General features: G+C 70.7%; 22 protein-coding genes. 11 read left to right on the top strand and 11 right to left on the bottom strand.

What is annotated here, in order from left to right:
- Positions 1 to 41: 41 nt before the first annotated feature.
- Positions 42 to 380 carry an HIT domain-containing protein gene (locus VHW64_RS11265; RefSeq protein ID WP_329650647.1) on the bottom strand — a complete coding sequence of 113 codons (339 nt, stop codon included), beginning with the start codon at positions 378 to 380 and terminating at the stop codon, positions 42 to 44.
- Between the two features lie 129 nt (positions 381 to 509).
- Between VHW64_RS11265 and VHW64_RS11260 the strand changes: the two genes are divergently transcribed.
- Together VHW64_RS11260 and VHW64_RS11255 are read left to right on the top strand one after the other, a co-directional pair.
- Positions 510 to 1049: a SigE family RNA polymerase sigma factor gene (locus VHW64_RS11260; protein WP_329650646.1), complete on the top strand. Its 540-nt coding sequence runs from the start codon at positions 510 to 512 to the stop codon at positions 1047 to 1049.
- On the top strand, positions 1046 to 2092 hold the full coding sequence (locus tag VHW64_RS11255; protein ID WP_329650645.1) for a hypothetical protein: 1047 nt from the start codon (positions 1046 to 1048) through the stop codon (positions 2090 to 2092). The genes VHW64_RS11260 and VHW64_RS11255 overlap by 4 nt, the downstream gene beginning before the upstream one ends.
- A gap of 109 nt (positions 2093 to 2201) precedes the next feature.
- Here the strand turns inward: VHW64_RS11255 and VHW64_RS11250 are convergent, their stop codons facing one another.
- From VHW64_RS11250 to hrcA, 3 genes are read right to left on the bottom strand one after another with little or no spacing between them, the layout of a single operon-like run.
- Entirely contained in the window at positions 2202 to 2939 is a 738-nt protein-coding gene (locus VHW64_RS11250; protein ID WP_329650644.1) for a 16S rRNA (uracil(1498)-N(3))-methyltransferase, read from the bottom strand.
- A 12-nt stretch (positions 2940 to 2951) separates the two neighbouring features.
- Positions 2952 to 4121 (bottom strand): molecular chaperone DnaJ, encoded by a 1170-nt coding sequence (gene dnaJ, locus VHW64_RS11245; protein WP_329650643.1) that lies wholly within the window; start codon positions 4119 to 4121, stop codon positions 2952 to 2954.
- 45 nt (positions 4122 to 4166) lie between these two features.
- Complete coding sequence (gene hrcA / locus VHW64_RS11240; protein WP_329650642.1) at positions 4167 to 5183, bottom strand: heat-inducible transcriptional repressor HrcA; 1017 nt, start codon at positions 5181 to 5183, stop codon at positions 4167 to 4169.
- 111 nt (positions 5184 to 5294) lie between these two features.
- On the opposite strand from hrcA, the gene VHW64_RS11235 reads away from it, so the two are divergent.
- The 5 genes from VHW64_RS11235 (at position 5295) to VHW64_RS11215 (ending at position 9586) form a co-directional block, all read left to right on the top strand.
- The gene (locus tag VHW64_RS11235; protein ID WP_329650641.1) at positions 5295 to 6146 is read left to right on the top strand and encodes an MBL fold metallo-hydrolase; all 852 of its coding nucleotides are present in this window, start codon (positions 5295 to 5297) and stop codon (positions 6144 to 6146) included.
- Positions 6147 to 6243: 97 nt separating this feature from the next.
- Complete coding sequence (locus VHW64_RS11230; protein WP_329650640.1) at positions 6244 to 6447, top strand: hypothetical protein; 204 nt, start codon at positions 6244 to 6246, stop codon at positions 6445 to 6447.
- Positions 6448 to 6497: 50 nt separating this feature from the next.
- Positions 6498 to 7358 carry a DUF3097 domain-containing protein gene (locus VHW64_RS11225; RefSeq protein WP_329650639.1) on the top strand — a complete coding sequence of 287 codons (861 nt, stop codon included), beginning with the start codon at positions 6498 to 6500 and terminating at the stop codon, positions 7356 to 7358.
- 64 nt (positions 7359 to 7422) lie between these two features.
- Complete coding sequence (locus VHW64_RS11220; RefSeq protein ID WP_329650638.1) at positions 7423 to 8127, top strand: glycosyltransferase family 2 protein; 705 nt, start codon at positions 7423 to 7425, stop codon at positions 8125 to 8127.
- Between the two features lie 67 nt (positions 8128 to 8194).
- Positions 8195 to 9586, top strand: a complete 1392-nt coding sequence (locus tag VHW64_RS11215) for a hypothetical protein (protein WP_329650637.1) — start codon at positions 8195 to 8197, stop codon at positions 9584 to 9586.
- A gap of 301 nt (positions 9587 to 9887) precedes the next feature.
- On the opposite strand, the gene trpD is transcribed toward VHW64_RS11215, so the two are convergent.
- Positions 9888 to 10916: an anthranilate phosphoribosyltransferase gene (gene trpD / locus VHW64_RS11210; RefSeq protein WP_329650636.1), complete on the bottom strand. Its 1029-nt coding sequence runs from the start codon at positions 10914 to 10916 to the stop codon at positions 9888 to 9890.
- A gap of 3 nt (positions 10917 to 10919) precedes the next feature.
- Entirely contained in the window at positions 10920 to 11351 is a 432-nt protein-coding gene (locus VHW64_RS11205; protein ID WP_329650635.1) for a hypothetical protein, read from the bottom strand.
- A gap of 110 nt (positions 11352 to 11461) precedes the next feature.
- Here VHW64_RS11205 and VHW64_RS11200 point away from each other — a divergent pair, with 110 nt between their 5' ends.
- Genes VHW64_RS11200 through VHW64_RS11185 form a run of 4 tightly spaced genes read left to right on the top strand, consistent with a single transcriptional unit; the run spans position 11462 to position 15807 of the window.
- On the top strand, positions 11462 to 12067 hold the full coding sequence (locus tag VHW64_RS11200) for a heme-copper oxidase subunit III (protein ID WP_329650718.1): 606 nt from the start codon (positions 11462 to 11464) through the stop codon (positions 12065 to 12067).
- 16 nt (positions 12068 to 12083) lie between these two features.
- Positions 12084 to 12953, top strand: a complete 870-nt coding sequence (locus tag VHW64_RS11195; RefSeq protein ID WP_349256878.1) for a cytochrome c — start codon at positions 12084 to 12086, stop codon at positions 12951 to 12953.
- A complete protein-coding gene (locus tag VHW64_RS11190; protein ID WP_329650634.1) occupies positions 12950 to 14053 on the top strand; it encodes a ubiquinol-cytochrome c reductase iron-sulfur subunit in 1104 nt (367 codons plus the stop codon). Before VHW64_RS11195 ends, VHW64_RS11190 begins: the two co-directional genes overlap by 4 nt.
- A gap of 2 nt (positions 14054 to 14055) precedes the next feature.
- A complete protein-coding gene (locus tag VHW64_RS11185) occupies positions 14056 to 15807 on the top strand; it encodes a ubiquinol-cytochrome c reductase cytochrome b subunit (RefSeq protein WP_329650633.1) in 1752 nt (583 codons plus the stop codon).
- Between the two features lie 82 nt (positions 15808 to 15889).
- Here the strand turns inward: VHW64_RS11185 and VHW64_RS11180 are convergent, their stop codons facing one another.
- The 5 genes from VHW64_RS11180 to coxB all read right to left on the bottom strand — a co-directional run bounded on the left by VHW64_RS11180 (position 15890) and on the right by coxB (position 21266).
- Entirely contained in the window at positions 15890 to 16855 is a 966-nt protein-coding gene (locus VHW64_RS11180; RefSeq protein ID WP_329650632.1) for a hypothetical protein, read from the bottom strand.
- A gap of 162 nt (positions 16856 to 17017) precedes the next feature.
- Entirely contained in the window at positions 17018 to 18235 is a 1218-nt protein-coding gene (locus tag VHW64_RS11175; protein ID WP_329650631.1) for a L,D-transpeptidase, read from the bottom strand.
- Positions 18236 to 18361: 126 nt separating this feature from the next.
- On the bottom strand, positions 18362 to 18760 hold the full coding sequence (locus VHW64_RS11170; RefSeq protein WP_329650630.1) for a cytochrome c oxidase subunit 4: 399 nt from the start codon (positions 18758 to 18760) through the stop codon (positions 18362 to 18364).
- Entirely contained in the window at positions 18757 to 20505 is a 1749-nt protein-coding gene (ctaD, locus tag VHW64_RS11165) for a cytochrome c oxidase subunit I (protein ID WP_329650629.1), read from the bottom strand. The genes VHW64_RS11170 and ctaD overlap by 4 nt, the downstream gene beginning before the upstream one ends.
- The gene (gene coxB / locus VHW64_RS11160) at positions 20502 to 21266 is read right to left on the bottom strand and encodes a cytochrome c oxidase subunit II (RefSeq protein ID WP_329650628.1); all 765 of its coding nucleotides are present in this window, start codon (positions 21264 to 21266) and stop codon (positions 20502 to 20504) included. Before coxB ends, ctaD begins: the two co-directional genes overlap by 4 nt.
- Between the last annotated feature and the right edge of the window lie 164 nt (positions 21267 to 21430).

Raw genomic sequence — 21430 nt, 5'->3', positions numbered from 1 at the left:
AGTGCTTTGCCGCCCGCGACCCAGCGACCGGTCCTCGGGCCTCAGCCCGGCGGCCAGGCCAGCGCCCGGCCCGCGAGCACGTGCAGGTGGGCGTGGAGGACCGTCTGGCCGGCCTCTGCCCCGGTGTTGACCACGAGGCGGTAGCTGTCGTGCCCGGCCTCGGTGGCGACCTGACGGGCCACGCGCACCAGCTCGGGCACGGTGCCCGGCTCCACCTCGGCGAGCTCACCGACGTCGGCGGCGTGGGTCCGGGGCACGACGAGCACGTGCAGTGGCGCCTGGGGGTTGACGTCGCGGAAGGCGAAGGCCGTCGACGTCTCGGCGACGACCTCGGCCGGGATGTCGCCGGCGATGATCTGGCAGAACAGGCAGTCGGGCATGGCGCCATCGTGGCACCCGCCGCCACCGGCGCGAGGTCCGCGGGCGGCCTCGGCAGCGACGATCGGGGTAAACCTGAGGGCCCCAGCGCGCGTGCCACTACCGTGATCGGACATGTGGAGGTCCGACTGATGGCTCCGACGCGGGGCCAGACGTCCGGCTGGAGCGCGGACGAAGCGCTCGAGCTGCTCTACGCCGCCCACTGGCGGCAGCTGGTCCGCCTGGGCGTGCTCCTCGTGCACGACGTGGGCACCGCCGAGGAGATCGTGCAGGACTGCTTCATCGCGGTGCACGCCAAGTGGAACCGCCTCCACGACCCCGACCGGGCCCTGGCCTACCTCCGCCAGAGCGTCGTCAACCGCTCCCGGTCGCACCTGCGGCACCTGTCGGTCGTACGCCGTCACGCCGAGCGGGCAGGTCCGCTCGAGCCGGCCGGGGGCGCCGACCACGCGACGTACGACCACGCCCGGAGGGCGGCCGTCCTCGAGGCGCTGCGCCGACTCCCCCGCCGTCAGCGCGAGGTGCTGGCCCTGCGCTACTACCTGGACCTCACCGAGGCCGAGATCGCCGACGTCCTCCAGATCAGCCGAGGCGCGGTGAAGAGCCACGCCTCACGTGGTGCCGCCGCGCTCCGAGCCGAGCTCGGCGCCGTCCTCGAGGAGTCGCGATGAGCGACGACGACCGGCTCCGCCGCCTCCTCTCCGACGCCGTGTGCGACATCGAGCCCGCCGACCGGATCGACCAGCTCCGCGCGTCGGTGCACCCGAGCCCGAGGGTGGTCCCGATGGCGCGCTCGCGCTCGTGGTACGCCGCGACCGGGATCGTGGCCACCGCGGCGGTGATCGGGGTGATCGCCTACCTGACGTCGGTAGTCGGCGACAAGTCGCCCGGCATCGGACCCGCCGGCAACGGCGGCACGGCACTGCCGACGATGACCGCCTCGGACCCGGCCGGGCCGGGGGACACGAGCCGCCCGAAGCTGGTCGACCTGCCGATCTACTACCTCGGGCACAGCCCCCGGGGCGACGTCCTCTACCGCCAGGACACGCCGGTCTCCGCCGGGCTCGAGCCGCTCCGGGCGGCCGTCACCAGGCTGATGGCGACCCCCTTCGACCACGACTACCGGCTCGGCTGGTCTCCGGGATGGCTGACCTCGGCGGAGCTGAGCGACGGGGTGATCCGGGTCGACCTCGGGCGGGCGCCCCTGGCGAGGCCGGCGAGCATGAGCGCCCGGATGGCGTACGTCGTCGTCCAGTCGGCGGTCTACACCCTCCGGGCGGCGTCGCACTCCGGTGCCGACGTGCTCTTCGTGCGCGGCGGCCTGCCTGTCGCGTCGGTGCTCGGCGTGCCCACCGGTCACCCGGTGGCTCCGGGCGGAGCGGCCGATCTGCTGTCGCGGATCGACATCTCGCGCCCGGCTGTCGATGGGATGCACCCGCGTGGCACCCGGCTCGTGCTGACCGGCACCGACGCGGCGCCGTTGGACCGGGTCGTCGTGCGGCTGGTCCGCTCCGGTGGAGCCGGCTCCGACAAGACCCTGCGCACGCAGACGGCGCTGTCGGCCGGCGCCCCTGACGCGAGCGGCCGCTACCGCTGGCGGGTCGTGGTCGACATCGCCGGCGTGTCACCGGGCAGCTACACCGTGGTGGCCCGCAACGGCGGCCACCACGTCGACACCGACACCCGCGTCGTCGTCCTCCGCCCAGGACGCTGACCCGGCAGAGCGTCGCAGAGCCCAGATCGACACCCCCGGCCCCTCGGCCCCCACCCTCGTTGAGTTGGCCCTCCGGGCTCGCTCAACGAGGGTGAGGGGAGGGTGAGGGTCAGGCCCAGCGGGGGGTCCGCGCCAGCAGAGCGGCGACGGCGGCCACTCCCGCGGTCGAGGTGCGCAGGACCTCGGCCCCGAGGTGTACGGCGTGCGCACCCGCGCTCTCGAAGCTCGCGACCTCCTCGTCGGTGAGCCCACCCTCGGGGCCGACCACGACCACGACCGAGCCGGCAGCCGGGACCACCGCGGCCAGCGGCTCCCGGGCCGCCTCGTGCAACACGAGCGCGGTACCGGCAGCGGAGACCAGGGCGCAGACCTCGTCGGTGCCGGCGAGCCCGGCAACCTCGGGGAACCACGCCCGCCGAGCCTGCTTGGCGGCCTGGAGCGCCGTCGTCCGCCAGCGCTCGACCGAGCGGGTCGCCCGCTCGCCCCGCCACACGGCGACCGAGCGCGCCGCCGCCCACGGGACGATCCGCGCCACGCCGACCTCGGTCAGCACCTCCACGGCGAGCTCGCCGCGGTCGCCCTTGGGCAGCGCCTGCACGACCGTCACCGACGGCGTCGGCTCGCTGACGTGCTCGATCCGCTCCGCGGTCACGACGAGCAGCCGCTTGCCGGTCTCGGCGACCGTGGCGGTGACCAGGGTGCCGGCGCCGTCGGTGAGCAGGAGCGCCTCGCCGACCCGCAGACGGCGCACGGCGACAGCATGATGCGCCTCGTCACCCTCGATCTCCACCCGCGCTCCGGACCGGACGCCGTCGAGCCCCGGCACCCAGTGGACCGGCAGTGACATCGCCGGAGCCGCTCAGTGTCCGTTGAAGGCGTCGCGGATGCGGCCGAACACCGAGCCCGAGCCACGGCTGGAGCCGAGCCGGCCGTCCGGCTTCTCCTCGTCGCGGATCGCGGCCAGCTCGCGCAGCAGCTCCTCCTGGCGCGGGTCGAGCCGCGTGGGGGTGTCGACCACCACGGTGACGACCAGGTCGCCGCGCCCACCGCGGAGCCCGGGGACCCCGCGACCCCGGAAGGTCAGCTCGGAGCCCGACTGGGTCCCGGCCTTGAGGTCGAGCTCGAACGACGTCTCCAGACCCGAGCCCGCGCCCGACTCGAGGTCGGCCTCCAGCGTGGGCACCGTCAGTGTCGTCCCGAGCGCGGCCGCGGTCATCGGGACGGTCACCGCGCAGTGCAGGGTCGTGCCCTCACGGCTGAACACCTCGTGCGGCTCGACGTACACCTCGACGTAGAGGTCTCCCGGAGGCCCGCCTCCCGGGCCGACCTCGCCCTCGGCGGCCAGCTGGACGCGGGTGCCGTGGTCGACCCCGGGCGGGATCTTGACGGTGATCGAGCGACGCGCGCGGATGCGGCCGTCGCCGGAGCACTCCCGGCAGGGGTCGGGGATCAGCGTGCCGAAGCCGCGACAGGCCGAGCAGGGGCGCAGGGTCCGGATCTCGCCGAGGAAGGAGCGCTGCACGTGCGCCACCTCGCCGCTGCCTCGACAGGTCTCGCAGGGCACCGGATGGGTGCCCGGCGCGGTGCCCTCGCCCCGGCACGTCGTACAGACGACGGCGGTGTCGACCTTGAGCTCGCGGGTGACGCCGAAGGCCGCCTCCGCCAGCGACACCTCCATCCGGATCAGGGCGTCCTGTCCGCGATGCGACCTCGGCCGCGGGCCCCGGCCCGTTGGCCCGCCCTGTCCTCCGAAGAAGGCGTCCATGATGTCGGTGAACGAGAACCCGGCACCGAACCCGCCGGCGCCGCCGAAGACGTCACCGCCACGGTCGTACGCCGCGCGCTTCTGCGGGTCGCTGAGGATCTCGTAGGCGCGCGAGACCTCCTTGAACCGCTCCTGCGTCTGCGGGTCGGGGTTGACGTCCGGGTGCAGCTGACGCGCGAGCCGGCGGTAGGCCTTCTTGATCGCGTCGGCATCGGCGTCGCGGGCGACGCCGAGGAGGTCGTACAGGTCCTGGTCGGGTGGCATCGAGGGTGAGCGTCCTTCGTCCTTCGGAGTCGTGGGGGCTGGTGGTCAGGCTTCGTCGAGGATCCGCGAGACGTAGCGGGCGACCGCGCGGACGGCGGCCATCGTGCCGGGATAGTCCATGCGGGTGGGCCCGACGACGCCGAGGTTGCCGATCGCCGCGTCGCCCGGGCCGTAGCCGGTCGAGACCACGCTGGTGCTGGCGAACTCCTGGTAGGGACCCTCGTGGCCGATGCGGACCGTGACCATCCCGCCGCCCTGCGCCTCGCCCAGCAGCTTGAGCAGCACGACGTGCTCCTCCAGCGCCTCCAGGAGGGGTCGCACCGAGACCTCGAAGCTGTCGCCGAAGCGGGCCAGGTTGGCCGCACCGCCCACCGCGACCCGCTCGGAGGAGCGGTGGTCGGACAGAGCCTCGAGCAGGACGTCGGCCACTGCGGCGTGGACGCCGGCCACGTCCGGTGGCGGCACGGCCGCGGCCAGCTCGATGGCGGCCTCGGGGATGGTGCGGCCGGTGATGGCGGCCGCCAGGCGGCCGCGCAGGGCGGCGACGTCGTCGTCCCCCACGGCCACGTCGAGGTCGACGAGCCGCTGCTCGACCCGGCCGGAGCCGAGGATCAAGATGACCAGCAGCCGGGTGGGGGTCAGCAGGACCAGCTCGACGTGTCGCACTGTCGAGCGCGACAGCGAGGGGTACTGCACGATCGCGACCTGGTGGGTCAGCTGGGCCAGCAGCCGCACCGACCGCTGCACGACGTCGTCGAGGTCGACGGCTCCGTCGAGGATCGTGGCGATGGCGCGTCGCTCGGCGGTGGTCATCGGCTTGATCGTCGTCAGCCGGTCGACGAAGAGCCGGTAGCCCTTGTCGGTGGGGATGCGACCTGCGCTCGTGTGGGGCTGGGTGATCAGCCCCTCCTCCTCCAGGGCCGCCATGTCGTTGCGCACGGTGGCCGGCGAGACGCCCAGGCCGTGCCGCTCCACCAGGGCCTTGGAGCCCACCGGCTCCTGCGTGGAGACGTAGTCCTCGACGATGGCCCGGAGCACGGCGAGCCGGCGTTCGTCCTGCATCGCACACCTCCCCAGGGCACCGGGACTCGCCGATCACGGCCCGACCGGGCTGGCACTCGCCGTCCCGGAGTGCCAAGCCTACCCGGGTCCGGGAGGCCGTAGGGTCGGTCCATGACCAGCTTCGAGGAGGTGGCCGACCGGGTCTGGGTCGCGCGCCAGGAGTGGTACGACCTGAACGTCTGCCTGGTCGGCGGGTCGCAGGGGCTGCTGGTCGTCGACACGCAGGCGTCCGCGCGAGCCGCCCGGGTGATCGTCGAGGACGTGCGCGCGCTCGGCGTCGGCGAGGTCACGGCGGTGTTCAACACCCACGAGCACTTCGACCACACCTTCGGCAACGTGGCCTTCAGGGCGGCGTACGGCGCGGTGCCGATCCACGCGCACGAGGTGGCCGCCGAGCACACCGTCGAGGCCGGCGAGCGCATCAAGGAGCTCTTCGCCCAAGACGACGACGACCCGCACCGCGACGAGGTCGTCGAGACGGAGATCGTGGTCGCCGACCACACGTTCTCGTCGGTACGCGTGCTCGACCTCGGCGACCGGCAGGTCGAGCTCGCCCACCCCGGCCGCGGCCACACCGCGGGCGACGCCGTGCTCCGCGTCGCGGACGCCGATGTCGTGATCGCCGGCGACCTGGTCGAGGAGGGCGCACCTCCCGGGTTCGGCGATGACTGCCACCCCCTGGACTGGCCGGGCACGCTCGACGTCGTCCTCAGCCTGATGGGCCGCGAGACCGTCGTGGTCCCGGGCCATGGGGCGCGGGTCGACCGCGACTTCGTGGAGCAGCAGCGTCAGGACCTCGCCATCACCGCCCAGACCATCCGCGACCTCGCCGCGGCCGGCGTACCCGTCGAGCGGGCTCTCGCCGAGGGCGAGTGGCCCTTCCCCCGCGACGCGCTGAGCAGGGCCGTGACGCGCGGCTACGCCGCACTGCCGGCCGGCATCCGCACCCTGCCCCTTGCCTGAGTTGGCCTGAGTGGGTCTGAGTGGGCCTGAGTGGGTCGAGCGGCCGGCCACCCGTCGGGGTGGTGCGCACCGCTCGGTCTGGCTCTAGACAGGAGCCATGAGCGAGCAGAGCCCGGACGACGACGGCCCGATGAGCGTCCCCGACGACGAGCTGCCCGAGGACGTGCGCCCGGGCGAGGACAACCCGCTCGCCGAGCCCGTCGGCGACGACGTCCCGGACGACGTCGTCGCCGACGTCGAGCCCCGCAGCTCCGAGGACACCCACGCCGAGGGCGGCGACGGCGAGGACCGCGAGAACTGAGCCCGGCGCGCCTCGCGGGCTCGGCTCGCACCGCCACCTAGCGTGACCCGGTGCCCTCGGACCGCTACGGCTCGGACGTTCTCGCCTCCGACTGGAAGGCTCCTGCGCGCGGCCGCGCCACTGCGGCAGAGGCGACCGTCGGCCTGGTGGTCGAGGAGGTCATCACGGACTTCTGCGGCGTGATCGTCACGGTCGAGCGCGACCTCGACACCGTGATCCTGGAAGACCGCCGCGGTCGCCGGCGTACCTTCCCGCTGGGCCCCGGCTTCCTGCTCGAGGGGCGCCCCGTGGTGCTCACCGCACCGGTCACCCGCACTGCTCCGGCGAAGTCCGGGCGCACGGCGTCGGGATCGGTCGCCGTCACCGGCGGGAGGGCCCGGGTCGCTCGCGAGAGCAGGATCTTCGTGGAGGGCCGGCACGACGCCGAGCTGGTGGAGAAGGTGTGGGGCGACGACCTACGGGTCGAGGGCGTCGTGGTCGAGTACCTCGGTGGCGTCGACGACCTCGTGGCCGTCCTGCGCGACTTCGCGCCCGGACCGGACCGCCGGGTCGGCGTCCTGGTCGACCACCTCGTCACGGGCTCGAAGGAGAGCCGGATCGCCGACGACGTCCGCGGCTCCCCCCTGGGTGCGCACGTGCTGGTCGTCGGTCACCCGTTCGTCGACGTGTGGGCCGGCGTCAAGCCCGAGCGGCTCGGCCTGCGGACCTGGCCCGAGGTCCCCCGCGACGTCGAGTGGAAGCACGGGGTGTGTGCCGCCCTCGGCTGGCCGCACGCCGACCGGTCCGACATCGCCCGAGCATGGCGCGAGATCCTCTCCCGGGTGTCCTCGTACGCCGACTGCGAGCCCGCCCTGCTCGGCCGGGTCGAGGAGCTCATCGACTTCGTCACCGGTTGTGACCAGGCCGGCTGACCCGTCCGGTCAGACTTCGCGCGAACCGCGAACAGGAGGCATCCGGCCGCCCTAGTCTGCGGCCATGCCGGGTCAGCAGGTCTCTCACGCCGACGTGACGGTCGTCGTGCCTGCCTTCAACGAGGAGGCGCGGGTCGCCACCGTCGTGTCCGGCCTTCGCGTCGCGTTCGGCCGGGTGGTCGTGGTCGACGACGGCAGCAGCGACCGCACCACCGAGCTCGCCCGGGCCGCCGGAGCCAGCGTCGTCCGTCACCCGGCGAACCTCGGCCAGGGCGCCGCCCTCCAGACCGGCTTCGCCTTCGCGCTGACCGACCCGGACATGCGCTACGTCGTGACCTTCGACTCTGACGGTCAGCACCGCGTCGAGGACGCGCTGGCGCTGCTGGCCACGGCCCGCGAGTCCGGGGTCGACGTCGTCCTCGGCTCGCGCTTCCTGACCCCCGACACGGCCGTTCCCGCCGTACGCCGTGCGGTGCTGCGCGCGGGCATCGCCTTCACCCGCGCCACCACCCGTCTCGACGTGACCGACACCCACAACGGGCTCCGGGTCCTCAACCGTCACGCGGTCCGCCAGATCGACCTCACCCTCTCCGACATGGCTCACGCCAGCCAGCTGCTCGGCCTGATCGCGAAGCACGAGCTCACTTGGACCGAGGCGCCGGTCGTGATCGACTACGCGGATGAGTCGCGGCGGCGAGGGCAGTCGAACGTCAACGCGCTCAACATCGTCTTCGACCTCGCTCTCGAGCGGCTCCGCTCCGCAGGCTGACGCGCCGCGGACCCCGCAGGCAGGTCGGGCCCTGCTCGCACGCCTGCGCCGGGTCTTCCCGTGGCTGGTGCTGGTCGGCACCCTGGTCTCGCTCCTGGTCAACACCGCGCACCCGCTGACCAACACCGACACCTACTTCCACCTGCGCTTCGGGCACGAGTTCCTGCACCGGTGGTCGCTGCGACACCCGGGCAGCGTCAGCACCTTCGCGACCAGTGACTGGGTCCCGACCCAGTGGCTCTCCGAGGTCGTGATGGCCAAGACCGAGGACTGGTTCGGCCTCGCCGGCGTGGCCTGGCTGTCCGGACTGCTCGAGGTGATGCTCTTCCTCGGCGTCTACGCCAGCGCCCGCCTTCGCGCCGAGCCGCTGGTGGCGATGCCGTTGACCGCGCTCGCCCTCTACGCGATGCAGAGCGGCCTGTCGATGCGACCGCAGGTCGTGAGCTACCTCGCGGCGGCGGTGGTGGTGGCGGTCTGGCTCCGCACCCTCGACGACCACCGGATGCGCTGGTGGCTGGTGCCGCTGGTCTGGCTGTGGGCGATGCTGCACGGGATGTGGCCGGTCGCCCTGATGGTCGGCGCGCTGTCCGCCGTCGGGCTCGCCCTCGACCGCGCACCGCGAGCGGTGGTGCTGCGGGCGGCGGCAGTGACCGGAGCCTGCGCGGTCGCGGCGGCGCTGACCCCGGTCGGCCCCGCGGTGTACGGCGCTGTGGCCCAGGTGGGCTCGCGCACGTCGTACTTCGCCGAGTGGCTGCCCCCTGACTGGATCTCGTGGGACTCCGCCGGCTTCGCCGTCCTGCTTGCCGTGACGCTGGTCGGCCTGTGGCGCCGTGGACACAACTCGTGGACCGAGACCCTGCTGATCGTCCTGGCCGGCGTCTTCGGGGCGTACTCCGTGCGGACGGTGCCGCTGGGCGCGGCCATGCTCGCCGCCCTCGCCGCCGTCCCGCTCCAGGCGCTGGTGACTCGCGGGACCCCGCCTCCCCGAGCAACCGGGCGCGAGGTGCGCGGCATCCTCGCCGCCGCCGCCGCGGCCCTGGTCGTGCTGGGCCTCCTGGTCCCGCACACGGCGTCGGAGCCGCTGGCCGAACCCGCGTGGACCGGCCCCGCCCTGGGCAGCCTCCCGCCCGGCACCAAGGTGCTCGACGACTGGGCGCTCGGCGGCTACCTGATGTGGCGCTACCCGCGGCTCGACCTGGTGATGCACGGCTACGGCGACACCTTCACCACCGCCGAGCTCGACCGCAACGACGGCTTGATCACGCTCGCGCCCGGCTGGCAGCACGCCCTGCATCTCACCGGCGCCCGCGTTGCCGTCCTCCGGCCATGGTCGGCTCTGGCCCAGGACCTCATCGCCCAGGAGGGATGGCAGGTCGAGCACCGATCACCGACCCTGGAGATGCTCCGCGCCCCCAACACCTGGCACTCCCCCACCCCCGCCACCGCCCCCCACTTCTAGGGCAGAGCCGATCAATGGCGCCGTCGCGAGCGCCGCGACGCGTGTGCGATGGCAAGGCGGGGTCGCGACGGCATGCTGGGCGCACGTCGAGCGGCTGCGACGCAGCCGGCGTGCGCGCATTGCCGTGCGCAGCAGGCGGGACTGATCGGCGCTTCCCAAGCCCTGCCACCGCCACCGCACGCCGCCGAGCTTGCCCAGCCAAGCCGAGCCCAGCCCAGCCCAGCCGAGCCGAGCCGAGCCGAGCCCAGCCCAGCCCAGCCCAAGGGGGCCTTCCGAGGTGCCCCGGCGCCGGAAGAAGCGCCTACGAAGCGGAGCCCGCGACCCACCGCGCCAGAACCGAAGCCGCCGCCCCCGAGTCAACAGCCTCAGCCGCACGCGCATACGCCGCCGGCAGCACCTGCTCCGCAGGCACCCCAGGCTGCTCGTAGACAGCCAGCGCAGCCGCCGCGTTCAGCAGCACGGCGTCACGCACCGGACCGGTCTGACCTTCCAGGACCCGGCGGACCACCTCGGCGTTGTGCTGCACGTCCCCCCCACGCAGGTCCTCGGGTCGCGCCACCGGCAGGTCGAGCAGAGCGGGTTCGACCTTCGCCGAGGTGACGATTCCGTCGTGGACCTGCCAGACCTGGGAGGTCGTCGTCGTCGTCAGCTCGTCGAGGCCGTCGTCGCCGCGGAAGACCCAGGCGTCGGCCCCTCGCCGCGCCAGCACGCCCGCCATCAGCGGAGCCATCCGCGCGTCGGCGCAGCCGACCGCCTGCGCCGTGGGCCTCACCGGGTTGGCCAGCGGACCCAGGATGTTGAACGTCGTACCGATGCCGAGCTCGCGTCGGGTCGCCCCCGCGTGGCGCATCGCCGGGTGGAAGGCCGCCGAGAAGCAGAAGGTGATGCCGACCTGCTCGGCCAGGAGCGCCACCCGGTCGGGGGGCAGGTCGAGCCTGATGCCGAGCGCCTCGAGCACGTCGGCCGAGCCGGCCTGGCTCGAGGCGGACCTGTTGCCGTGCTTGACCACGCGCGCTCCCGCGCCGGCGGCCACGATGGCGGCCATCGTGGAGATGTTCACGCTCATCGACCGGTCACCACCGGTCCCCACGACGTCGAGGGCGCGCCCGGGGACCGTCAGCGGCGTCGCGACGGCGTACATCGCCTCGACCAGGCCCGTGACCTCGTCGATCGTCTCACCCTTGGCGCGCAGGGCCACGGCGAAGCCGGCGATCTGGGCCGAGGTGGCCGCGCCGGAGAGGATCTCCCCCATCGCCCACTGGGTCTGCTCGGGGGTGAGGTCCTGTCGTTGGACGAGAGCGGAGAGGACCTCGCTCCAGGTGGTCGACACGGGTCAGGTCGTCGTGCTGGCGGGCACGCGCGGACGCAGCAGGTCGGTCACGGCCTCGGCAAGCCGCACGGGGTCGATCGGGTGCGGCACCGCGGCCTCGGCTCTCGACCAGGTGGCCAGCCAGGCGTCCTGCGGGCGGCCCAGGAGGACCAGGACGGGGGGGCAGCGGTAGATCTCGTCCTTGAGCTGCTTGGCGATGCCCATGCCCCCGGCCGGCACGGCCTCGCCGTCCAGGATCGCCAGGTCGATGCCACCGGCATCCATGTTCTCGATGACCACCGGCTCGGTGGCGACCTCGACGTAGGAGAGCTCGGGAAGGTCGGGGTGGGGACGGCGTCCGAGGGCGAGGATCACCTGCTGCCGGACCTCGGCGTCGTCGCTGTAGACCAGCACGCGCAGCTTGGGCTGCGGCTGGTCTGCGTGGGAGTCGCTCACGGGCAGCAGGGTACCGTCCACGGTCGTCGGGGGGTCGGTCGCCCGCGACCGGAGCCCCGGGACATAATGACCCCGTGGCGACAGCTTCGACGACCATCCCGGCCTCCCGGCTGCACGGACACCACGACCGCCCCAGCATGGTGAGCGTGGGCACGATCATCTGGCTGTCCAGCGAGCTGATGTTCTTCGCGGCCCTCTTCGCGTCGTACTTCACGATCAGGGCGGTCAGCCCGGAGCTGTGGGCGCAGAGCACCTCGCACCTCGACGTCCCCTACGCCTCGGCGAACACCACGATCCTGGTGCTCTCCTCGCTGACCTGCCAGCTCGGCGTGTTCGCGGCCGAGCGCGGCCAGGTCGGACGCTCGGGCTCGGTGTTCCAGATCAAGGGCTGGGGCCTGCGCGAGTGGTTCGTGCTCACCTACTGCATGGGCGCCGTCTTCGTGTCGGGCCAGGCCAGCGAGTACGCCACGCTGATCAAGGAGGGCATCACGATCCCGGCCTCGGGCTACGGCTCGATGTTCTACCTCACCACCGGCTTCCACGCCCTCCACGTGACCGGCGGGCTCGTCGCCTTCCTGTTCGTGCTCGGCCGCACCTTCATGGCCAAGCGGTTCACCCACGAGCAGGCGGTCAGCGCGATCGTCGTGTCGTACTACTGGCACTTCGTCGACGTCGTGTGGATCGGCCTGTTCGCGACCATCTACCTCATCAAGTGACCGCAAGGGATCCATCGTGCGAATCCTGAACCGCTCTCTCGGACGACTCTCGCGGCACCGCCGCGGACCGGTCGCCGGTTTGCTCGTGGTCCTGATGGGCCTGGTCCTCACCGGCGGGCTGTACGCCGCGTTCTCGCCGTCCTCGTCGGCCCAGGACGACAACACCGCCGCCCTGGTCAAGCAGGGCCATCAGCTGTTCCTGGTCGGGTGCTCGTTCTGCCACGGCAACGACGGCCAGGGCGTCAAGACCCTCGACGGCAACCAGATCGGGCCGCCGCTGGTCGGCGTCGGCGCCGCAGCCGTCGACTTCCAGGTCGGCACGGGGCGGATGCCCGCGGTGCAGCCGGGGCCCCAGATCCAGGCCAAGGAGCCGTCGTACACCCAAGACGAGATCGACGCGATGGCGGCGTTCGTCGCCTCCCTCGGGCCGGGTCCGGCGGTCCCCAACCCGTCCGACTACAGCACCGACGGTCTCACCCCCGAGCAGCTCCAGGAGGCGATCAGCCGCGGTGGCCAGATCTTCCTGACCAACTGCACGGCCTGCCACAACGCCAACGGCGCCGGCGGCGCGATGCCGCACGGCGGCTACGCGCCGAAGATCTCCGGCGTCCCCGCCAAGTACGTCTACGAGGCCATGCTGACCGGCCCGCAGGCCATGGACACCTTCTCCAACGGCAACCTCAGCCCCGACGAGAAGCGCGACATCATCGCCTACCTCCACTCGCTCAAGGACAGCCCGGAGTACGGCGGCTTCGGCATGGGTGACATCGGCCCGGTCAGCGAGGGCCTGTTCGCCTGGCTGGTCGGCATCGGCTCGCTGGTCGGCGTGGCAGTCTGGATCGCGGCGCACACCGCACGGACGTCGAAGCAGAAGGCGGAGCTGTGAGCGACAACCTCCCCGAGACCACCCACGGCGGCGACGCGACGCTCGCCCACGAGCCGATCCCCGACCCGGGGCTGCCCGAGCACCAGTGGCGACCCACCGACGTCGACCCCAAGGCCGAGCGCCGGGCCGAGCGCCAGGTCGCCGGGCTGTTCATGCTGGCGATCCTCGGCGCGATCGGGTTCATCGTCAGCTACATCGCCTTCCACGTCGGCGACCACCCCGACACGATCGGCAACCTCGGCGCCTCCAACCTCGCGCTGGGGCTGTGCCTGGCGGTGACGCTGCTCGGCATGGGCGCCGGCATGATCCAGTGGGCCCGCAAGCTGATGGGCGACCACGAGATCATGGAGATGCGCCACCCGGCTTCCTCCTCGCAGGCCGACCGGGAGGCCGCGATCGCGATCCTCCAGACGGGGCTCGAGGAGTCCGGGCTGGGTCGCCGTCCCCTCGTCCGCAACACGCTGCTGGCCGCCGGCGGGGTCCTCGGCCTGCTCCCGGTCATCATGCTGCGCGACCTCGGCCCGCTGCCCGGTGACAAGCTCGACCACACCATCTGGGACATCGGCACCTGGACCCCGGAGATGCAGGCCTGGTGGAAGACCCAGGACCGCAGCCTCCAGCGCGTCGTCCGCGACGTCGTCGGCACGCCGATCAAGGTGACCGACCTCGAGATCGGCGACCTGGTCAACGCCGAGCCCGAGGTGCTGTTCGCGGTCGACCCCGACACCAAGCAGCTGGTCGTCGACGGCACCGACCAGCTGGTCGACAAGGCGAAGGCGGCGGTCATCCTGCACCGCATGCTGCCGCAGGACATCGTCTCCCAGCAGACGCTGAACTGGTCGGTCGACGGGATCGTGTGCTACTCCAAGATCTGCACCCACGTCGGCTGTCCGATCTCGCTGAACGAGCGAACCACCCATCACCTGCTCTGCCCCTGCCACCAGTCGACGTTCGACCTGGCCGATGCGGGGAAGGTCCTCTTCGGCCCCGCGGCGCGGCCGTTGCCCCAGCTGGAGCTGACCGTCGACGACGAGGGCTACCTCGCCGCGCGGCGTGACTTCACCCAACCCGTCGGTCCGAGTTTCTGGGAGCGAGGCTGACCATGGCCCTGGACACCAGCAAGATCGCCGATACCAACCGCGGCAAGGCCGCGACCGCCAAGAAGCCGAACAAGGCCGGTGCCGTCGCCGAGTGGGCCGACGACCGGCTCAGCGTCGGCTCGCTGACTCGCTACTTCGCCCGCAAGGTCTTCCCCGACCACTGGTCGTTCATGCTCGGGGAGATCGCGCTGTGGTCCTTCGTCGTGCTGCTGCTGACCGGGACCTTCTTGACCCTGTGGTTCACGCCCAGCATGTCGGAGACGACGTACGAGGGCTCCTACCCGCAGCTGCGCGGCGTCCCGATGTCGGACGCGTTCGCCTCGACGCTCAACATCTCCTTCGACGTCCGCGGCGGCCTGCTGATGCGGCAGATGCACCACTGGGCGGCGATGCTGTTCATCGCCGCGATGTTCGTGCACATGATGCGCACCTTCGTCACCGGCGCCTTCCGCAAGCCGCGCGAGCTCAACTGGGTGATCGGCTCGGTCCTGCTGCTGCTGGGCATCCTGGAGGGCTTCGCCGGGTACTCCCTGCCCGACGACCTGCTCTCGGGCACCGGCCTGCGGATCGCCGACGGCCTGATCAAGGCGACACCCGTGGTCGGCACCTATATGTCGTTCTTCTTATTCGGGGGCGAGTTCCCTGGAGACATCGTCATCCCCCGGCTCTACATCCTGCACGTGCTGGTGATCCCGGGGCTGTTGTTGGCCCTGATCGGGGCGCACATGGTGCTGCTGGTCTTCCACAAGCACACCCAGTGGGCCGGGCCGGGCCGCACCGAGCAGAACGTCGTGGGCTACCCGATGATGCCGGTCTACATGGCCAAGGCCGGCGGGTTCTTCTTCATGGTCTTCGGCGTGACCGCCCTGATGGGCGCGCTGCTCTCGATCAACCCGATCTGGAAGTACGGCCCCTACGACCCGTCCAAGGTCACCGCCGGCTCCCAGCCCGACTGGTACATGGGCATCGCCGAGGGTCTGTTACGCATCATGCCCAACTGGGAGACCCATATCTGGGGGGTGACGATCTCCTGGAACGTCATGATCCCCGGTCAGATCCTCCCGATGCTGTTGTTCGGCATGATCATCGCCTGGCCCTTCTTCGAGCAGTGGATCACCGGCGACAAGCGGGAGCACCACCTGCTCCAGCGACCGCGCAACGCACCCACGCGCACGTCGTACCTCGCCGCGATGGTCACGGTGTACGGCCTGCTGTGGGCGGCGGGTGGCAACGACATCCTGGCCACCCACTTCCACTGGAGCCTGAACTCCATCACGTACTTCATGCGGACCGCGGTCTTCGTGGTCCCGCCGATCGTGTTCTACCTGACCCGTCGGTGGTGCATCGGCCTTCAGCGGGCCGACAACGACCGTCTGCTGCACGGCTACGAGACCGGCATCATCATGCGCTCCCCCGACGGCGGCTACAGCGAGCGGCACCTGCCCATCAGCGACGCCCGCGCCTACACCCTGACCGCCCGCGAGCGTGACCACGTGCACGAGATCGAGTCCGCGGTCGACGCGAACGGCGTCGCGGCGCCGGGCACCCGCTCCGACCGGATCCGGGCGAGGCTGTCGAAGGGCATGTACGCCGACAACGTCCAGAAGCCGACCGCCGAGGAGCTCGAGGAGGCCCGGCACCACGCCGAGCACAGCCAAGAGCTGGAGGCCGGTCTCGACCACCCCGCGGCGGGGCACGAGTTCGACGACCACGCCCTCCGCGACGCCGACGACGTCCCCCTCCGCCAGCACTAGAACAACACCGCCGACTCGGCGCACAAGTACGTCGAAAACACGCCGACTCGGCGCAAGACGACGCCGAAAACACACCGAGTCGTCATATGACGACTCGGCGACGGCTGGCATAGGTACGTCGGGCCTCGGCTGTCTCGACCAACAGCCGATCGGACGCTCGTTTGCCGTCGCCATGCACGTCCACGGCGTAGAAGTAGCCGATCTGCCAGCCCTCGGACCGCTCCAGCCACCCGCACCGTTCTCGGTCGGCTTCGACCCGGTCCTCGCCGTGCCACTCCTCGCCCTGGTACTCCCCGGCGTAGAGCAGGTCGGGAACCGCGAGATCGAGCCGGTAGTGCCCGAAGGGCCCGCGGACCTCCCACTGAGGTTCGAACGCCGGAAGGCCCGGGGTCTCGATCCAGATGATCGCCAGGACGCATTCGCCGGGTGAGCCGAACCTGGGGTCGCACAGCGGAATCAGGATCCGGAGCTGGCGGACCCATCGGTGCCCCTTGAAGCGCACTGCCGCCTCGTGCTTGAGGTCCTCCAGGGTGACGTCGCAGACCTTCAAGAGCATGCACATCGCCCCGAACGCCTGCTTCCTGGGCAACTTCATGCCCAGGTCGCACATCGTGCGCAGCTGAGTCGTGACTCGAATGCCTTCGAGCTCCTCGATCTCCGAGGCGAAGAGCTCGCGCTGGCCGCTGCGCACGACCCCACGCCTGATGCGACCTCCCGGCGGCAGGAACAGGTCGACGCGCGGGACCTGGAGGTTCGCGCCCGGCTCGAGCACCATGGGGGCGCCGTGAAGCCACGCGGCCGTCCGATCGGTGACCACCGCGTGCTCGGGCACGACGAGCCTCAGACAGGCGAGTCGAAGGTCTAGGGAGTCGGGCAGCTGGGCGGCGTACAGGACGCCGTGCACCGGCGAGATCAGCAGCCCCGCCTCGACCCAGCCGCGGAGTCGGCGTCTGTCGACTCCGTGGGCCTTGGCCCAGCTCGAGGTGAACGGCCGGTCGATCGGCACGGGCGCGGACTCGGACAAGAAGGCTCTGGCGGTGGGGTTCATGGCCCCAAGTGGATGCCGGCTGTGGCATCCCTCTCAACCCAGCTAGCTCGAGCCTGTGGACAACGCATCCCGCCGAGTCGTCATGGGACGACTCGGCGTGAGTTTGGCGTACTCATGCGCCGAGTCGGCGTGAGTTCGACGTACTTGTGCGCCGACTCGGCGTCAGTGGAGGGCGGAGCCTTGCTTGTAGGCGGAGAAGGACTCGTTCCAGTCGCCGTAGCCGTTGCTGAGGGTCATCATCTTCGACGACCCGGTGTAGTCCACGACGTCACCGATCTGGGAGTGGTCGTAGAGCCAGCCCGCGTTGGCCGTGCTCATGCCCGTGCAGCCGTGCGAGACGTTCGCATGGCCCTGCGAGGCCACCGACCACGGCGCGGCGTGGAGGAACTCACCGGAGTAGGTCAGGCGCATGGCGTACTCGACGTTCTTGATGTTGTAGCCGAGCGCGCTGTTGGGGTCGATCCCGATCGTCTCGGAGTTCATCGTGTGGTAGCGGTCCTTCTCGACGATCACCTTGATGCCGGACCGCGTCGTGAAGCCCGGCATCCCGGTCGTCACCGGGATCGTCCGCGTCAGCCTGCCGTTGTCGTAGACACGCAGCTGGTCGGTCTGGATGTTGACCTTGTAGATGTGCGAGGCGCCGATGTGGAAGGTCTCGGACCGGTCGAGCTGACCGAAGATGCCGTTGCCGGCCGGGACGCCGTTGATGTCGGCGTTCACCGTCACCTTGGTGCCGGGCTTCCAGTACTTCGCCGGCCGCCAGTGCACCTCGTTGTTGCTGATCCAGTGCCACGAGCCCTTCTGGGCGGGCTGGGAGACGACGTGGAGGTTCTTCTCGATCGCGGCGTGGTCGGTGACCGGCACGTCGAACTTCACGATGACGGGCATGCCGACGCCCACGGTCTGGCCCTGGAGCGGAGCGAACGAGGGGTACGTCTGCTGGTCGAGGGTCAGCGCCTGCGTCTGGAAGTGGGTCGTTCGGGTCACCGAGCGACCGTCGGTGCCGGTCGCCGTGCTGACCACGGTGTACGCCGTACCCGGCTCGAGCAGCCCGCCCGCGACCCACGTCTGCTTGTCGCTGCTGAGCTGACCGCTGATGCTCCCGGTCGCCGAGCTCACAGCGACCGACGTCAAGGTGCCGTTGTGTGCGGTCACCTGGACCCGGTGATCGACCGGCACCGCCGCGGCGCCCTTGGCGACGTTGCTGCGCACCGAGGGCTTGGCGCTCGGCTGCGGGCTGGCGGAGGAGTTCAGGACGTCCTTGACCGCACCGGAGCCGTGGTCAGACTTCGACCCCCCGGCGCCGCAGCCGGCGACGGTCATGGAGATTGCCACGAGGGCACCGAGAATCATCGGCACGCGGGCGCGAGTGATAGACATCAGACTCCTGAGAAGGCAAAAGACGCTCGCGCCAAGGGTAACCCGGGACCCCACCCCGACCCGGAATTGGCAGCCCCAGAGAAATCTCACGCAACCCGGAGCGGCCCTGCTGCGTCTCACGCCTCGCTAGTGGGCGTGCTCGCCGCGGTAGTACTCGAAGACCCAACCCGACAGCGTGAGAGCACCCAGCCCGAAGCCGATGATCATCAGCCACCAGGCGCCGAGCGCGACGCCGTACACGATCACCGCCAGGGCCGCGCCGCACCAGAGCGGCCACCAGGAGTACGGCGGGAAGAAGCCCAGCTCGCCAGCGCCGTCGGCGATCTCGGCGTCGTTGCGATCCTCGGGCCGGGGCTCCATCTTCGCGGCGTGGAAGCCGAGGTACAGGGTCACCATCGCCATCAGCAACGTGGTCATCACGAGCGCGGAGGTGCCGGTCCAGTCACCGGCGATCAGCCAGTACGCCGGGCTCACGATCACGAAGAAGAGGGTGGCCATGCCGAAGATCCAGGCCTCGACCTTCACGAGTCGTCGCCCATCTGTTCGCGGAGGTGCTCCTCACGGCCTTCGACGTCAGGAGCGTCGGCGAACCCGCCGGAGTGCGCCATGGCGTGGTTGTCCTCCATCTCGATGGCGGCGATCTCCGGGTGGTGCAGGTCGAACGCCGGTGACTCCGAGCGGATGCGCGGGATGCTGTCGAAGTTGTGTCGAGGCGGTGGACAGCTCGTGGCCCACTCCAGCGATCGACCCCAGCCCCAGGGGTCGTCGACCTCGACCAGCGGCGCGTGCCGGGTGATCCACACGTTGTAGAGGAACGGGATCGTGGAGGCGCCGAGCAGGAAGGCGCCCACGGTCGAGACCTGGTTGAGCGTGGTGAAGCCGTCCGAGGGCAGGTAGTCGGCGTAGCGACGGGGCATGCCCTCGACGCCCAGCCAGTGCTGGACGAGGAACGTGGTGTGGAAGCCGATGAACAGCATCCAGAAGTGCACCTTCCCCAGGCGCTCGTCGAGCATTCGCCCGGTCATCTTCGGCCACCAGAAATAGAAGCCCGCGAACATCGCGAACACCACGGTGCCGAACACGACGTAGTGGAAGTGGGCCACCACGAAGTAGGAGTCGGACACGTGGAAGTCCAGCGGCGGGCTGGCCAGGATGACGCCCGTCAGGCCGCCGAAGAGGAACGTCGTCAAGAACCCGATGGACCAGAGCATGGGGGTGTCGAACGAGACGGATCCCCCCCACATCGTGCCTATCCAGTTGAAGAACTTCACGCCCGTGGGTACGGCGATTAAGAAGGTCATGCCGGAGAAGAACGGCAGGTCGACCTTGCCAGTCACGAACATGTGGTGGGCCCACACCGCCACCGACAGGATGGCGATGCCCAGCGTCGCCCCGACCAGGCCGATGTAGCCGAACACGGGCTTACGGCTGAAGACCGGCAGGATCTCGGTGATGATGCCGAAGAACGGCAGCGCGATGATGTAGACCTCGGGATGGCCGAAGAACCAGAACAGGTGCTGCCACAGGATCGGTCCGCCATGAGAGGTGTCGAAGACGTGTGCGCCTAAGCGTCTATCGGCCTCGAGCGAGAGCAGCGCGCCGGCCAGCACCGGGAACGCGATCAGCACCAGCAGGCTGGTGACCATCGTGTTCCACACGAAGATCGGCATCCGGAACATCGTCATCCCGGGCGCGCGCATGCAGATGATCGTCGTGATGAAGTTGACCGCGCCGAGGATGGTGCCCAGACCCGCCATCCACAGGCCCATGACCCACAGGTCACCGCCGACGTTGGGCGAGCGGACGGCGTCCGACAGCGGCGTGTAGGCGAACCAGCCGAAGTCCGCGGCTCCGGACGGGGTCAGGAAGCCGGATCCGGCGATCAGGCCGCCGAAGAGGAACAGCCAGTAGCTGAACATGTTGAGCCGGGGGAACGCGACGTCGGGCGAGCCGATCTGCAACGGCATCAGCGCGTTGCCGAAGCCGAAGAACAACGGCGTCGCGAACAGCAGCAGCATGATCGTGCCGTGCATCGTGAACAGCTGGTTGTAGACCTCGTCGTTGACGAACTGCATGCCGGGGTTGGCCAGCTCCGAGCGCATCATCAGCGCCATCACGCCACCGACGAGGAACCACGCGAACGACGTCGCGAGGTAGAGCTTGCCGATCACCTTGTGGTCGGTCGTGGTGATGACCTTGATGATCGCGGCGCCCAGCTCACGGCGCGGCCGGGTCACCGTCGGCGCGGTGGACGGCGTGGTGGCGGTCATTCGGAGCCTCCCTCAGAGCCGCTCCCGAGCCCGGCCTGCGTCTGGCTCTGCGAGCCTCCGAGCAGGGGCTGGGCGGCGACGTTGCCCTGGGCCTGGAGCTGCTGGAGGTAGGCCTGGAACTCGGCTTCGGTGACGATCTTGACGTTGAACAGCATCCGCGAGTGGTAGACCCCGCACAGCTCGTAGCACTTGCCCTTGAACGTGCCGGTGACGATCGGCTTGACCTGGAAGTGGTTGTCGTCGATCGCCGGCCCGGGGATCACGTCCTCCTTCTCGAGGAACCCTGGCACGCCGAAGTCGTGGATCACGTCGGGCGAGTGCAGCTTGAACTCGACGGTCTCGCCGACCGGCAGGACCAGCGTCGGCGGGTTGCCCGCCTCGCCGACGCTGTACAGCACCTGGTTGCCCGGCGTGTGGATCTCGCCGCCCGGCATGTAGTTGAAGGTCCAGGTCCACTGCTGCCCCACGACGTAGACCGTCACGGGGGGGTCGGGGATGTTCGCCCTGATGGCGTTCTGGGTGCGCTCGGTGTGGACGAAGAACACCACGACCATGATGATCGGGGCGATCGTGTAGAAGATCTCCAGCGGCAGGTTGTAGCGCGTCTGGACGGGCACCTCGTCGTCGCTGCGCCGCCGGAACCGGAACGCGGCGTAGAAGATGAGCCCCCACACCACGCCGCCCGTCGCCAGCGCCGCGACCCAGGCCCAGCGCCAGAGCAGGAAGATGTGCTGTCCCTGGGTGGTGACCGGGTCGGGCATCGCGAAGTTGTGCCACTCGTGACGCGTGTGCTCGCTGCACCCGGTCAGGCAGACGAGAAGGAGGGCACCGGCGAGGAGGACTGCTGCCTGTCGGACGAGGCCGCGGCGACCAGCGCGTCGCGGTGTCGCGGCCGAGGCTGCGGGGACTTGCCGACCCACGAAAG

This window comes from Nocardioides sp., from assembly GCF_036267815.1.
Lineage (GTDB): Bacteria > Actinomycetota > Actinomycetes > Propionibacteriales > Nocardioidaceae > Nocardioides.
Note: the sequence above shows the minus strand (reverse complement) of the source record. Positions and strands in the feature narration are given on the sequence as shown.

Coding starts and splice junctions, on each gene's coding strand:
- VHW64_RS11265 (WP_329650647.1), bottom strand. CDS start 380: ATGCCCGACTGCCTGTTCTGCCAGATCATCGCCGGCGACATCCCGGCC.
- VHW64_RS11260 (WP_329650646.1), top strand. CDS start 510: ATGGCTCCGACGCGGGGCCAGACGTCCGGCTGGAGCGCGGACGAAGCG.
- VHW64_RS11255 (WP_329650645.1), top strand. CDS start 1,046: ATGAGCGACGACGACCGGCTCCGCCGCCTCCTCTCCGACGCCGTGTGC.
- VHW64_RS11250 (WP_329650644.1), bottom strand. CDS start 2,939: ATGTCACTGCCGGTCCACTGGGTGCCGGGGCTCGACGGCGTCCGGTCC.
- dnaJ (WP_329650643.1), bottom strand. CDS start 4,121: ATGCCACCCGACCAGGACCTGTACGACCTCCTCGGCGTCGCCCGCGAC.
- hrcA (WP_329650642.1), bottom strand. CDS start 5,183: ATGCAGGACGAACGCCGGCTCGCCGTGCTCCGGGCCATCGTCGAGGAC.
- VHW64_RS11235 (WP_329650641.1), top strand. CDS start 5,295: ATGACCAGCTTCGAGGAGGTGGCCGACCGGGTCTGGGTCGCGCGCCAG.
- VHW64_RS11230 (WP_329650640.1), top strand. CDS start 6,244: ATGAGCGAGCAGAGCCCGGACGACGACGGCCCGATGAGCGTCCCCGAC.
- VHW64_RS11220 (WP_329650638.1), top strand. CDS start 7,423: ATGCCGGGTCAGCAGGTCTCTCACGCCGACGTGACGGTCGTCGTGCCT.
- VHW64_RS11185 (WP_329650633.1), top strand. CDS start 14,056: ATGGCCCTGGACACCAGCAAGATCGCCGATACCAACCGCGGCAAGGCC.
- VHW64_RS11180 (WP_329650632.1), bottom strand. CDS start 16,855: ATGAACCCCACCGCCAGAGCCTTCTTGTCCGAGTCCGCGCCCGTGCCG.
- VHW64_RS11175 (WP_329650631.1), bottom strand. CDS start 18,235: ATGTCTATCACTCGCGCCCGCGTGCCGATGATTCTCGGTGCCCTCGTG.
- ctaD (WP_329650629.1), bottom strand. CDS start 20,505: ATGACCGCCACCACGCCGTCCACCGCGCCGACGGTGACCCGGCCGCGC.
- coxB (WP_329650628.1), bottom strand. CDS start 21,266: ATGCCCGACCCGGTCACCACCCAGGGACAGCACATCTTCCTGCTCTGG.